The following is a 12960-nucleotide window of genomic DNA, read 5'->3' as shown; positions in this document are numbered from 1 at the left end:
CCCAGTCCCCAGTCCCTAGTCCCTAGTTACCTGTGCAGTTTGTAAGGTATTTACTAGTTGATTGAGAGCAAACTGTAATTGTATGCCCGGATCCACTGCAACCCATCCTTGGGGTGTGAGTTGACGCACTTCAAAATGCAGGTGGGGGCCTGTAGAATTACCTGTACTACCTACCCTGCCAATTACACTTCCCTGTTCTACCCTTTGTCCGGGTTGAACATAGATTTCTGACATATGACCGTAAAGTGTTTGTTGAGCATTATTGTGGCTCATGACAACGGTTAGGCCATAACCACCCTGCCAGCCAGCAGCTTCTACTTGACCGGAGTATGCCGCTAAAATAGGTGTTCCCATCGCTGCACCTATGTCCATACCAGCATGGAAACGGCGATCGCCACTAATGGGATGAGTTCGCCAACCAAATAATGAGGTAATTGGTGCAGGAACATTCAGGGGGAATATTAACCCTGAAGGATTGTAGGCGATTCCACGACCGTAAATACCACTAAAGGCAATACGTGGCAATGTTGTTGCCAATGGGATATTGTAGGCTACCGTACTGGGTCGGGGTGCAATGTTTTGGGCTGTAACTGGGGCTGATAAAATACCACCACTCGGTGCGATCGGTACAGAACTAACTGTCGTGGTAGGAGTAAATTCGCTGGGATTGGGAATAAAGCGATTTGCTTGATAAACACTTCTACCAACATTAGTAGAAACTGGTTGGTTAGAACGCCATCCAGTATTAGTAACCAGCTTAGAAACTACCCGTGGAGCGCGCAATCCAGTGTTGCTTGTATTAGTAGCAACACGCTGTACTGCTGGAACGGCTGCAATCCGAGTGTTTTGACTTTTGTTTAACCACGCGGGTGTGGTTTTTTGAGTACTGGCAACAGAAGTACCTGCTGCTTTGGCACAATTAAGACTAGAAATTCCTCTTGCTAAAACGGCTTGACAACCGCTAGCGCGTTCTATAACTACTACGCTACTAGGTGCGTCATATTTAGACGTAGTATTTTGATTGTAATCAGTGGGGTCGATGTAAGCGTTATTGTAATCCTTGGTTTTTCCTGCTGCCCAACTGGCGATGCCTGGGGAGTCGTTTGCGGGTTGGGCAACTGTTGGCAATTGTTTAGGTATAGAACGAGGTGCAACGGGAGCAGCAAATTCTACTTTGGGTTTTTGCTCTCGGACAAGATTAGTTTGGGGTGCAGAAATTTTTGTTGATGTTGCAGGTTGGGAAACTGTTACCCCAGTTTTGAATGTTCTCACACCAACTCTAGACTGTGGTTTGACTGTTTCGGTAGGTTGAGAACTTTCTACTTTCTTCAGTCTTTGTTTAAGTCTGTTTCGGCGTTGGGAAAATTCTGGCTGCGGTTTAGCTGCTTCTGAAGCTATGATTGTCTGCTCAACCGTTTCTTTTTTGACGATATTTCCTGCTACTGGTGCTGCTGGTTGGGAATTTTCAACTGTAGGCACAATGTTGTCAATAGCTGAATCGGTTTGAGCAAATGCCAAACCACTACTGACAAGGCTGAAGCTGCCAACCAAACAGAGACTTTGAGCTGGCAGAGTGCGCTGCCATAGGTGGTGCAAGCGATTGTGGACAGAGTTATGACGCTGCTTCATTGGTTCTCTGATGTTGTGTGTAGTTAGCCTAAAATGATCATCTCAGTATTTTCTTAGCCCAAATTTAAAATTTTGGACAAGCTAGAGAATTAGCCAGAGACTTTGCTATAGCCCAGACTGATTGTACCGGGCTGAAGATAAATTTCTGGTTTTATTACCGTTAGGGATTCAGATGTTTGCAAACGGACACGAAGTTCCCCGGTAGATGTTACACCAACAACAGTGCCTGCCATATCGTTGACACAAATGCGATCGCCCACATTTGCAAGCAACTCTAGATAGCGAGCCAATAATATATTTACTCCTTCTTCAAAAAGGCACTGTATACCACATTCTATTCCCAATAAAACTTTGGCAGCGAGCATTTCCAGACTGGAAATTGGTTTGGGATTTTTGGCAGTTTGCCACATTTCCAAATTGATTCCGGTTTCTGGCACTGGATTAGTCCAGTTAATGCCAACGCCGATGACGCTCTGTGTGATTTGCCCTTGGTTGATTTTCGTTTCCGTTAAAATACCGCCCAGCTTACGCTGATTGATGACCAAATCATTAGGCCATTTAATTCCAACATTAATACCAGATTCTCGCAATTGGTAGGCTATGCCCCAAGCAGTTGCAAAAGTTAATTGATAACTTTGGTTGGCTTCTATATTCGGAGCTAACAATAGCGAAAGATACAATCCTCCTGGTGCAGAAGCCCACTGCCGCCCCCATTGTCCCCGTCCAGCAGTTTGCTGAGTGGCAATAATTGTACATCCTGGTTGCGCTCTTTGATCGAGCAACGCCCAAAGGGTTTGATTTGTTGAGGCGACTGACTCTACTAAATAGAAACAAAATGGTAAATAAGCATTTTTTCGCCCTGCTTTCAGGGCTGCTTCTAGCTGTTGCTGATTCAATCCCACAGGGTTTACCCAAATTTGCTTGTTCAAGTTAGCATGAATTGATTGCTTTTTGATGTTGTTTTGAGACTTAGTGGAAGATGCATACTTGGTACTGGCGCACTTGGGAAGGAATGTCTTACCTGACTTGTAGTCTTCTAGAAGCTTGGCCTCACGGCTTTTTTACCCAACAGTTTTGGCCTCGCTCTCCAGAAGAGTTAACTGTGGTATTGCATCCAGATGCTTCAGGATATCGCTTGAAGCAGGTGCATGGCAATACTGTTCTCACACCTTCAGAAATTTCTAGTCAGCTATCGAGTGGAAATGAAGAAGATGATAATTCTGCGTTGGCAGCTGCGGATGGTTTGATGAGCGAGGAACCGCTACAAGCTGTTTGGGTAGCATCTGCTGATTGTACACCCGTACTGATTGCCGATGAAAAGACTGGTCGGGTAGCAGCATTACACGCCGGATGGCGAGGTACAGCAGCCAAAATTGTGCCGCAAGCTATTGCTCGTCTGCAAGCACAAGGCAGTAAAATCCCAGATTTACGAATAGCGATGGGGCCTGCGATCGCAGGAGAAGTTTACCAGGTATCTACACAAGTTGCAGCCCAAATCGGAGCTAGTATTATCTCTCATGAAGATGAAACTGTTATTGTTGAGGCATTACAAGACCTACCCAAATCTCCTTTACTCCCCGATCCTGATCCGACAAAAATGCGGGTGGATGTCCGCCAAGTAAATTTCTTGCAGCTGGAAAATCTAGGCATCAGTATAGAACAAATAGCGATCGCTCCTTACTGTACTTACCAAACTCCAGAACATTTCTTTTCCTACCGTCGTGACAACCTTAAAAAAGTTCAGTGGTCTGGGATTGTTAGCATTACTCCTAATAGTTGAGAATACTTCAAAGCTAGTGACATAAAGTAATTTAGTGTACTCTAGTTGTCAGTCTCAGATGGGATGGGTTTTTTGCCTGTCCCTTTGGTTTTAGCTTCTACAATTAGTACACGTAACTCTCTGTTGAATCATACATAAAGCTTAGAACAGTGTTTAACAGGTGTAAGCAAAAATTTTAGAACTAGAAACTAAGAATAATCTTTTTTACCTACGATAATTTAAATTCTTAATTTGACTATATTAGTAATAGTATTAAATATTATTTTCAAATGTTTTTCTCTTGCTAATGTGACAAATAGTATTTATTTTTATACATTTTATTAAAATTATTTTTATTCTATATGCATTAAATAAAAAATATAACATCTATCAAAAGTATCATATAATTTAAATGTTTGTAACCCTTGATAGTACGTGGTAAAAAATAATCAATCACAAATAATGACTATCTAATAAATATAGAAAATATATCTAAAGATAGATGCTAAAATAAAAGCAATAGTTAGATAAATAATATTACTTTCAAATAAGTTCATTCACTTTGAAAGCGACATTCTATAATCACTTTTGCTGAATATAGAGTGGCGTAGATTGCCAAGCTTAATGGACAAATATTAACAAAACATTAAGTTTTTGCAAGCTAATTATTTGTATTTATTCGGAGTAATTTAATATGTAATTCATTGGTTAGCTAGTGTATTTATTGCTACACCAGGTATTAATATAGCTGGAAGTGCTATATGTATGCATTTAACGTTTTTAGATTAGGCGATCACATTTTTTTGCATCACTAACATCACTCGTTATTCTTACAAATTTCTTATAAGTTTCTTATTTCTCTTCCATATACTTACGGCACAAAATTGTTAAGTCTAGATAAATTGCCGTGAACAATAGAAAAATACTGTGTAAATCCTTGATTTAGTCATGAGATTTTTCTAAATTTCCTTTGCTTTTTTTTGCATCTAACCTAATGGTTTCTTGAATGGAGCATGGGAAGATACCCAGTATCTTTGTAGAAAAATTTATGTTCACGTGTTTATCAGATTTAGGATAGCTAGGAACAAAATGGCATGAAGATTAAAACCAAGCCAGATTTTAAAAATGTCTTAACAATTTGTGCAGAAATTGAATAGAGCATGGAGAAAAAAATGATATCTCTTTTTACACGTTGTCTTGCAGAATTTGTTGGAACTTTTGTACTAGTTTTTGGTGGGTGCGGAAGTGCTGTTTTTGCCGCAGTATTTCCTGATGTAAAAGCCAATGAATTGGGAATTGGCTTTGTGGGCGTTTCTTTGGCATTTGGTCTTACAGTGCTAACTATGGCCTATGCAATTGGTCATATTTCGGGTTGTCATCTTAACCCAGCTGTATCATTTGGTTTATGGGCAGGAAAACGTTTTCCAGGCTCTGAATTACTTCCATATATTATTGCCCAGGTATTAGGAGCAATAGTCGCAGCAGGCTTAATTTATTTAATTGCAACTGGTAAACAAGGCTTTACGCTGTCTGGTTCTAACCCGTTAGCAACAAATGGTTTTGGAGTACATTCTCCTGGGGGTTATTCACTAGTTGCTTGTTTTATTACAGAGGTTGTACTAACCTTTGTTTTTTTAATCGTGATTTTAGGTTCAACGGATGGACGTGCTCCCAAAGGTTTCGCACCTATTGCTATTGGTTTGGCACTAACATTAATCCATTTAATTAGTATTCCAATTACCAATACATCAGTTAATCCTGCTCGCAGCACAGGGCCAGCGCTTTTTGCAGGAGTAGAATTATTTAGGCAAGTATGGATGTTTTGGGTTGCTCCTATCTTAGGTGCAATCTTAGCAGGATTTTTCTACTCAAAAGTTCTAGGTGAATCAGGAGAGCAAGTTGTAGGTGAGGCAGAACTACAACTGAAATAGCTTCCGATCATACATAAAAGATTAGTCGCAATGTCCAGCAATCTACTAGTTTTATGATTAACATAATTGAGATTGCTGGGACAGTTTATGTATATCTATTTTTGTAGTCTTAAATTAGATTGAACGACGAAATTTACAAACATTATGTAGTTTGACTGTAGTAACTTTTTGAAAAAGCTCAAAGAAGATTGATAGCGAAAAGCTAGTATAAGTATTTTTATATTTTGAGTAGGAATTTTCAAGATGAGAAAATCTAAACTGTTTTTTCTCTTAGCTTTATTAACAGCTTCTATAGTTACATTTATAAGCTTGGTCGCTGGAAACTCAACTATTGCCCAACAGACATTATCTTTTGTATCAACTAAACCACCAAGTCTTTACTACCAAGCTGCAACAGAACTCAAAGATGTGCTCAAAAAATCTGGATTTAATTTAACAATTAAAGAACAATCTCCAGGTTCATTTCAAAACTTAATAGAACTAGGCAATGGCAGTGCTAATATGGCATTTGCTCAACAGGATGCTTTGTATCTATTACGAAATGCAGGCGATAAAAGTATTGCAAAGCTTGCTGATAACATTCAAATTTTTGCTCCAGTCAATACAGAAACTATTCATGTTATAGTCAATAGTTCATCTGGAATCAAATCTTTTGCAGATCTCAAAGGTAAAAATGTAGGTGTTGGCCCAGAAAATTCAGGAACCTATGTCAGTGCTATTTTTCTATACCAACTTCATGATATAGATGTAGTTAATGAATCCTTACTTCCAATGGAAGTTAAAGAGTCAATTGAAAAAGTGAGAACAGGAGAACTTGATGCTGCTTTTTACACTGCTGGAATTGGTAATCCTTTACTAAAAAATATTTCTGCTCAAGAAGGTACAACGCTTAAACTTTTACCAATCAATCGGCAGCAATTTAAAATTCCTCAGCAGATTTATACACGTGGTAGTGTTCTTTATAATCCAGCAATAATTCCTGCTAATACATATCCTTGGCAAAAGGAAGCAGTTAACACAGTTGCTAGTACTTCATTCATTTTTGTGAATAAATCTCTACCTTCAGAACAAGTATATAAGCTAGCAAAAGCTACCTACCCTCAAGCGTCACAATTAAGAAGTAAAAATCCTTTCTGGAGCTTATTTAGTATTGCGGAAGCTAACAGCCCCCGTTTTAAAGGCATAGATTATCATCAGGGTGTACGAAATTTTCTCAAAGAGCAGTAAGCTTGGAGGCAGAAGCCTACAAACCTTCATTACCAAGTTCAACTTCGTAACAAGAACCAAAGCACTGCGACTCTCTCAATCGAAGCAACTGATGTAAAGGCGTCTATTGCCCTCTAAGTTTAGAGCCACGTTACCCCCTATCCTCTGCTTACCATGAAAGCTTTGCGGCTAATTTTTAGGAGAGAGGAGGGGGTTTTACAACTGTATTAGCTTTGTTTTCCATTCTTTACCATTCTATTACCTCAATTTAAACTTTAATTGGTAGTGTTTGGATAGTTATAAATCTAAGTTAAATCACTACCCTTTCTGGGGCTTTACACTCAATACATTTTTTATAAGGTTTTTCTTCTTACGATTTTCACTAAAAGTACAAATAAAGAGCGTCATCGCTTGGGTGAGAAATTTTTTAGTAAGTCAGTAGCAGCACTTAGTTAAAGTTACTCAATGGACAAAACAAGGAAAACCAACCAAATGCTTGTCCAACAGATGGCAAACTTGATTAGCGGAACAAACCCCAAGTATATTTGCATGACATCTGACTATTGTGAGAATCCGTCGATAGATATCCACAATCACTTCAGACATACAATTACTTCACAGGCTCTTAGCGATTTAAGAGTAATAGTAGTAGACAACAATCTTGATTCTCTAGAATTGGTTCGATTTATTTTTGAACCGTACAATACACAGGTAGTATTAGCAAAAACAACAAGTGAAGCTTTGGAAAAGATTCCACAATTGCAACCAAATATTCTGATTAGCGAAATTTTTTTACCTGATGAGGATGGTTATTCACTAATTCGTCAGCTCAGAAATATTAAGGGGAAATTAGCACAGATCCCAGCTATAGCTCTTACAACACTTACCTATCAAAAGGCAATAAAACTTGCTTTTAATGCAGGTTTCTCTAATTATATGGCTAAACCATTCAATCCTGATGCATTGGTTGAATTAGTTTCAATATTAGCTATAAAACAAGTATATGATGTATTAGTGTCTACTGAAGAATCTAATATTGCCTTAGTTCCTTAATAACTGAAATCAACAGATAATTTTGTTAGCGATCGCCTAAAATTACACAATCAAAAGACTTAATTGGTTCTATTGCTTTTGATATGCCTTGGGTGTAACTCCTGTCAGTTGACGAAAATGCCTCGTAAAATGACTTTGATTAGCAAAACCACACTGCAATGCAATATCAGTAATTGTCACTTTACCTTGCTTCAATAATTGCTTTGCCAGTTCTACTCGTTGCTGAATTACATAATGATAAGGTGTAACACCCATTGAATGTTTAAAAAGGCGTACAAAATAGAATTGACTCATACCAACGACTCCAGCCAAATCAGCTAATTTAATATCTTCGTTAAGATGGGTGTTAATGTACTCAAGTGCTTGTCGTAACTTGTATTTGGGTAGCCCATCTTTATAAATCAATATATGAGGTTGTTTAACACAATATTTCTTTAATAAATGAATAACTAATGTTGTTTTTAGTTGCTCAATATACAAGTTATTACCTTGATTGATTGATTCTATCTCATCTCTAAAAGCTAAAAATATGCCTTGAATAAGTGGGTCTTTTTTCGTTGCAAACTGAGGAATAAGTTCAATATCTTCAGGTAAATTTACTTCTGCACCTAAATTTATCAAAAGTTCGGGAGCAATTGCTACAAACATGAATTGTACATCTTGAAACCAAAGGGAACGGTGAAGTGTTCCAACAGGAATAATCGCTGTTGCTCCCACTGTTTGGTATTCGGTTTGTCTATATCCATCAAACCATCGTTCTGAAGGAGTAGAGTTGAAGGCAATACAAACAGTATGCATTGTCAAACGGTGTTCTGGAGTATCATGACTAGGCTGGTGATGAAACTCGAAGTGAATTCCACTCCATCCAGAATTGTGACTACTAAGAACAGGTGGTTTGGGAAATAGTTCAAATGAAGCATCTTTCTGTTGAAAATCAATTAGTAAAGTTTCTTCTTGCTCTAATTTTTGGCAACTCAGCATATAGTTACAAGCACAATTTGAAAAGACATACATGAAAAGACATACATCGCGATCGCAGTCTTGCCCATTCTTAATCAAAGCTTAAGCAATTCTTAATTAGCAAGACATTATTGAAAACTGAAAATATAGTATATTTTTTTGTTGCATATTCCCTTGATTACAATCAAGCCGCAGATGAATTCTGAAGCAAAATTTGTAGTCGCGATCGCCTGATTTTTCCTTCTCGCTCTAGGCGAGCCAAGGCACGGGAAAGAGTTTCTGGTGTCAAACCTATATCTGCAGCAATATCCTTGAGAGGGCGATCAAAAGTCACCACTGTTTGTTCGGTAGGATCGGCTATATACCGCAAGTATCGTAATACTCGTTCATGCGCCGCCCGGATATGCTGTAATTCCAAGCGCACCTTTAAATCGTGAATTTTTCCGATTAGCATTGCCATAAAATCTTCAGCGAGATCAGGATAGTTGCGCAATGCTGATAAAAGTGGCTGCTTAGGATAAACAATCACTCGTGAAGACACCTCTGCTACAGCAGCACAGTGGTAAATATTTGAAAATAGCGCCATTTCTGCCAAACTTTCTCCAGAGCGAGTAATTTGAAAAGTCACTTCTTTGCCATCACTGCTATAACGTACCAGTCTCAATCGCCCCGTTTCGACTACAAAAAAAGCAATTGCTTCGTCTCCTTGCTGAAAAAGAACTTCTCCTGGTTCTAAATTTCTACATGAAATGAGTTGCCGCAACTGTGGCGGTAAACTATCCAGTGTTAACAAATCCATACAACCTCCTGCGATCGCTAAAACATTTAGCCGGCTAAATAAACTTCAAAAAAATTAAATTAGATACCTATGTGATTTAATTACAAAACAAAGCATAAAAATCTTATTCCTTCTGCCTCCTGCCCTCTGACTTGAAAGTCACCTCACCCCCTGCCCCTCTCCTTAGCAAGGAGAGGGGTGTCCGACAGAACGGGGTGAGGTTTTTCATGCCTGGCGATGAAACGTTGTTTCATTGGGACTGCCTTCTTCTCAAGCCAGATTGCTGCGGACTTGCAGAAGCAACCGACGAAACAAAAGTTGCTCCTCAAGAGTAAAATCAGCCAAGATCCGCTTTTCAAAGTTATGCCAAAGTTGAGTGACGGGTTCTTGTAGACTGCGTCCTGATTCCGTCAAGAAAACTCTGTAGGAGCGAGCATCTTCCGGACAGCGACAACGCTCCAATAAACCGCTTCTTTCCATCCGATTCAACATCTTGGTTAGGGTTGGGGGTTCTATTTCCATACGCTCGACTAGTTCAGACTGAGTTAACCCGTCCTTTTCCCACAGGTACATCAGTAAAATCTCTTGCCCAAGGTAAAGTCCTAAGTCAGCCAGAGCCGCACTGACTAGATTGCGATGTGCTCTAGAAACCAGCACCATCAGGTAGCCGATAGTTTCTCGCATCGGTTTAGAAGACATAGAACCAATTTATTTAGCCAACTAAATAAAAGTATCGCAAAAACTGACTATTTTTAGCAAGAATAGAAAAGACACAGTAGCTATTGTTCTGTAAATTTTTATTCAAATACCTGAATTAAGCCGACTCCAAAGATACGAGTTACGGAGGCAGATAACCAAAGCTGATTTTGATAGTGTGTTTAGCGTCAATAAAAATCCTTCTCTCTACAGAGTCGAAGTGCAGTACTGATAAATCACTTGTACACGATTAGACTATGCAAGCTCTAGATTCAATCGCTAATCTTTTCTTGCCTATCCAGCTAGGGGCGTATACTTTGCCCAACCGAATCGTCATGGCACCGATGACTCGCTTGCGGGCAGTAGGTTCAATTCCAACCAGTTTGATGGCAAGTTATTATGCTCAACGGGCATCCGCAGGATTAATTATTACTGAATGCACGATGGTATCTCCCCTGAGCAATGGATACATGAACTGTCCGGGAATATACTCTCAAGCACAGGTGGAGGCATGGAAGCAAGTTACACAAGCAGTTCATGCAAAAGACGGAAAGATTTTCTTGCAATTATGGCACAGTGGGCGCGTTGGGCATCCTTCCTTACTGAATGGAGAGTTACCTGTTGCACCAAGCGCGATCGCTGCGGAAGGAACGTTACATACACCCGTTGGCAAAGTTAATCTTGAAGCACCCCGCGCTCTGGAAACCCATGAAATCCCTAAAATTGTCGAGCAGTTCCGCCAAGGAGCAGAAAATGCAATGGCAGCAGGATTTGATGGTGTTGAGTTACACGGAGCCTTTGGTTACTTAATAGATCAGTTTCTTCAAGATGGCTCTAATCAACGTGATGATGAATACGGCGGTTCTGTTGAAAACCGCGCTCGTTTTTTACTAGAAGTAGTACAAGCTGTCAGCAGTGTATGGGGAGGCAACCGTCTTGGCATTAAGCTCTCACCCAGTAACACTTTCTACGGCATGAAAGACTCAAATCCCAAGGCAACCTTTAGCTATGCGATCGCTGCACTCAATGAATTTAATCTGGCTTACATTCACTTAATGGAGCCAAATGAAGTCGATTTAGCTAATCGTGAAGTTCTCAATCCCGTCTTGCCAATTTTTCGTCCCATTTATAAAGGCACAATTATCACCAATGGCGGCTACGACAAGCTCAAAGGTAACGAGGTTTTGTCCTCCGGTGATGCCGATTTGGTTTCCTATGGCAAGCTATTCTTGGCAAATCCAGATTTGCCTCAACGCTTACAAGTAGATGCTGCCCTGAACACACCAGATCCAAAAACTTTTTACGGTTTCGGCGAGAAAGATTTGGAAAAAGGTTATATCGACTATCCATTCCTAGAAGCGCAACCTGCCTAGAAATAATTACTCTGCAATAGTCAAATCCTCTTTCCTTCTGTCTGGAAAGAGGGTGTAGGGGTGTAGGGGAAAGAATCCTCTTTCATACTTGGTGATGTACGAAGTTCATAGGGGCTACCTTGTTTCTTAAAAGAATCTATGCTTCTCATACTCGTAAAAAGTACATATAATATGATTTAAACAAACTCGTTACGAGTACGTTTTAGCTCAAAGACTGATGTTCACAAGCAGTCTTTAAGTGGATTCACAAGAGGGAACACAATGGATTTATCTAACTCCAATACAGCCAAGAACTTAGCCGAAGCTTTTGGTGGAGAATCAATGGCAAATCGCAAGTATCTGTTCTTTGCAGAAGTGACTCGCCAGTTAGGGATGAATGAACTATCAAAGCTGTTTCGGGAAACGGCAAATCAAGAGACAGAACACGCTTTTGCCCATTTTCGCCTCATGCATCCAGAGTTAGTAGTGGGTGATATGGCTTCTCTGACGGAAGAGCAAAAAAAAGCGATCGCTGCTCGTTGTTTAGAACTAGCGATTGAAGGAGAAACCTATGAGTACACTACCATGTACCCAGAATTCACCGAGCAGGCACGTGCTGATCACGATAATAAAGCTGTAGTTGAGTTTGAAGCGCAACAGGCAGAGTCTCGCGAACACGCTGATACCTTCCGCAAAGCTGCCCACAACTTTGGTTTATTAACACACATTGAAAATCATCACGCCCGTCAATATACGGAGGCACTCCATGTTTTGCAAGGTGAATCTCCTGCCGTCAAATCAGCAAGTAGCGATCCTGCCACCCAAAAATGGATTTGTCGTCAATGTTCGATGATATACGACCCAGTAGAGGGCGATCCCGATTCTAGCATTGCTCCTGGGACACCTTTTGAAGCAATTCCTGAGGATTGGTACTGCCCGATTTGTGGCGCTAGCAAGAAAACTTTCGTTCCTTACCAAGAAGCAGCAGCAGCGTGAGGAGGCTTTCAAGCCAGTAATTTAGATGTTTGAGGGGGGTTGTCTCAATACGGTTTGGATAAGCCCACAGACTAATTAAGCCTGCCTCCGCAGGCTTAGTCCGTGTAGCTGCACCCTTCAGGGTGTCAGCTTCCTTTTACAACTGCTACAAGCACACTCCCATGAATGATTCAACTCTTGTCAAACACTTTCGCATTATGGCTCGCAATAACAGATGGTCAAATTTTCGTCTGTTAAACGCTTGTGCGAAGCTGAGTCAAACGGAGCTTGAAGCTATAAGAACTAGCTTTTTTCCTTCAATCTTGCTGACACTGAACCATATTCTGATCGTGGATTGGTACTACCTGGATGTCTTAGAGGTTGCTGGATTGGGATTGTCTGTTTTAAACGATGCAACTCCTTGCCGAAGTGTAATTGAAATTCAAGAAGCACAAGCCGCTGTAGACAAAAGACTGGTTCAGTTTTGTGATGGTTTGACATCAGAACGACTTGCTGACAAGATTGCTCTTGATCGAGGCAAGCATGGAGTGATGTTCGACCGTATTGACCGAATTTTGACACATTTGTTTGTCCACCAAATCCACCATTGAGGACAAGTAC

The 12960-nt window shown here is 40.2% G+C and carries 12 protein-coding genes; 7 read left to right on the top strand and 5 right to left on the bottom strand.

Annotated features, from left to right (window positions below):
- Nucleotides 1-15: 15 nt before the first annotated feature.
- Together QUB80_RS20570 and QUB80_RS20565 are read right to left on the bottom strand one after the other, a co-directional pair.
- A complete protein-coding gene (locus QUB80_RS20570; protein WP_289791373.1) occupies nucleotides 16-1629 on the bottom strand; it encodes a peptidoglycan DD-metalloendopeptidase family protein in 1614 nt (537 codons plus the stop codon).
- Nucleotides 1630-1718: 89 nt separating this feature from the next.
- The gene (locus tag QUB80_RS20565) at nucleotides 1719-2531 is read right to left on the bottom strand and encodes a biotin--[acetyl-CoA-carboxylase] ligase (RefSeq protein ID WP_289791479.1); all 813 of its coding nucleotides are present in this window, start codon (nucleotides 2529-2531) and stop codon (nucleotides 1719-1721) included.
- Between the two features lie 77 nt (nucleotides 2532-2608).
- Between QUB80_RS20565 and pgeF the strand changes: the two genes are divergently transcribed.
- The 4 genes from pgeF (at nucleotide 2609) to QUB80_RS20545 (ending at nucleotide 7578) form a co-directional block, all read left to right on the top strand.
- A complete protein-coding gene (gene pgeF / locus QUB80_RS20560) occupies nucleotides 2609-3409 on the top strand; it encodes a peptidoglycan editing factor PgeF (RefSeq protein ID WP_289791372.1) in 801 nt (266 codons plus the stop codon).
- Nucleotides 3410-4560: 1151 nt separating this feature from the next.
- A complete protein-coding gene (gene aqpZ, locus QUB80_RS20555) occupies nucleotides 4561-5319 on the top strand; it encodes an aquaporin Z (protein ID WP_289791371.1) in 759 nt (252 codons plus the stop codon).
- 243 nt (nucleotides 5320-5562) lie between these two features.
- Nucleotides 5563-6546: a TAXI family TRAP transporter solute-binding subunit gene (locus QUB80_RS20550; protein WP_289791370.1), complete on the top strand. Its 984-nt coding sequence runs from the start codon at nucleotides 5563-5565 to the stop codon at nucleotides 6544-6546.
- Between the two features lie 528 nt (nucleotides 6547-7074).
- Nucleotides 7075-7578 carry a response regulator gene (locus QUB80_RS20545; protein ID WP_289791369.1) on the top strand — a complete coding sequence of 168 codons (504 nt, stop codon included), beginning with the start codon at nucleotides 7075-7077 and terminating at the stop codon, nucleotides 7576-7578.
- 69 nt (nucleotides 7579-7647) lie between these two features.
- Here the strand turns inward: QUB80_RS20545 and QUB80_RS20540 are convergent, their stop codons facing one another.
- From QUB80_RS20540 to QUB80_RS20530, 3 genes are all read right to left on the bottom strand, one after another.
- A complete protein-coding gene (locus tag QUB80_RS20540) occupies nucleotides 7648-8559 on the bottom strand; it encodes a helix-turn-helix domain-containing protein (RefSeq protein WP_289791368.1) in 912 nt (303 codons plus the stop codon).
- Between the two features lie 163 nt (nucleotides 8560-8722).
- The gene (locus QUB80_RS20535; protein WP_289791367.1) at nucleotides 8723-9337 is read right to left on the bottom strand and encodes a Crp/Fnr family transcriptional regulator; all 615 of its coding nucleotides are present in this window, start codon (nucleotides 9335-9337) and stop codon (nucleotides 8723-8725) included.
- A 249-nt stretch (nucleotides 9338-9586) separates the two neighbouring features.
- Entirely contained in the window at nucleotides 9587-10015 is a 429-nt protein-coding gene (locus QUB80_RS20530; RefSeq protein WP_289791366.1) for a MarR family winged helix-turn-helix transcriptional regulator, read from the bottom strand.
- Between the two features lie 254 nt (nucleotides 10016-10269).
- Here QUB80_RS20530 and QUB80_RS20525 point away from each other — a divergent pair, with 254 nt between their 5' ends.
- The 3 genes from QUB80_RS20525 to QUB80_RS20515 all read left to right on the top strand — a co-directional run bounded on the left by QUB80_RS20525 (nucleotide 10270) and on the right by QUB80_RS20515 (nucleotide 12950).
- Entirely contained in the window at nucleotides 10270-11385 is a 1116-nt protein-coding gene (locus QUB80_RS20525) for an alkene reductase (protein ID WP_289791365.1), read from the top strand.
- A 261-nt stretch (nucleotides 11386-11646) separates the two neighbouring features.
- The gene (locus QUB80_RS20520; protein ID WP_289791364.1) at nucleotides 11647-12360 is read left to right on the top strand and encodes a rubrerythrin family protein; all 714 of its coding nucleotides are present in this window, start codon (nucleotides 11647-11649) and stop codon (nucleotides 12358-12360) included.
- Between the two features lie 161 nt (nucleotides 12361-12521).
- Entirely contained in the window at nucleotides 12522-12950 is a 429-nt protein-coding gene (locus QUB80_RS20515) for a DinB family protein (protein WP_289791363.1), read from the top strand.
- Nucleotides 12951-12960: the final 10 nt, after the last annotated feature.

The sequence above is a fragment of the Chlorogloeopsis sp. ULAP01 genome (assembly GCF_030381805.1).
GTDB lineage: Bacteria > Cyanobacteriota > Cyanobacteriia > Cyanobacteriales > Nostocaceae > Chlorogloeopsis.
This window is presented reverse-complemented; position numbering and strand designations above follow the sequence as displayed.

Bases quoted from the DNA above. Each gene is read 5' to 3' on its own strand.
- QUB80_RS20530 (WP_289791366.1), bottom strand. From the start codon at position 10,015: ATGTCTTCTAAACCGATGCGAGAAACTATCGGCTACCTGATGGTGCTG.
- QUB80_RS20570 (WP_289791373.1), bottom strand. From the start codon at position 1,629: ATGAAGCAGCGTCATAACTCTGTCCACAATCGCTTGCACCACCTATGG.
- QUB80_RS20525 (WP_289791365.1), top strand. From the start codon at position 10,270: ATGCAAGCTCTAGATTCAATCGCTAATCTTTTCTTGCCTATCCAGCTA.
- QUB80_RS20535 (WP_289791367.1), bottom strand. From the start codon at position 9,337: ATGGATTTGTTAACACTGGATAGTTTACCGCCACAGTTGCGGCAACTC.
- QUB80_RS20550 (WP_289791370.1), top strand. From the start codon at position 5,563: ATGAGAAAATCTAAACTGTTTTTTCTCTTAGCTTTATTAACAGCTTCT.
- QUB80_RS20540 (WP_289791368.1), bottom strand. From the start codon at position 8,559: ATGCTGAGTTGCCAAAAATTAGAGCAAGAAGAAACTTTACTAATTGAT.
- pgeF (WP_289791372.1), top strand. From the start codon at position 2,609: ATGCATACTTGGTACTGGCGCACTTGGGAAGGAATGTCTTACCTGACT.
- QUB80_RS20515 (WP_289791363.1), top strand. From the start codon at position 12,522: ATGAATGATTCAACTCTTGTCAAACACTTTCGCATTATGGCTCGCAAT.
- aqpZ (WP_289791371.1), top strand. From the start codon at position 4,561: ATGATATCTCTTTTTACACGTTGTCTTGCAGAATTTGTTGGAACTTTT.
- QUB80_RS20520 (WP_289791364.1), top strand. From the start codon at position 11,647: ATGGATTTATCTAACTCCAATACAGCCAAGAACTTAGCCGAAGCTTTT.
- QUB80_RS20545 (WP_289791369.1), top strand. From the start codon at position 7,075: ATGACATCTGACTATTGTGAGAATCCGTCGATAGATATCCACAATCAC.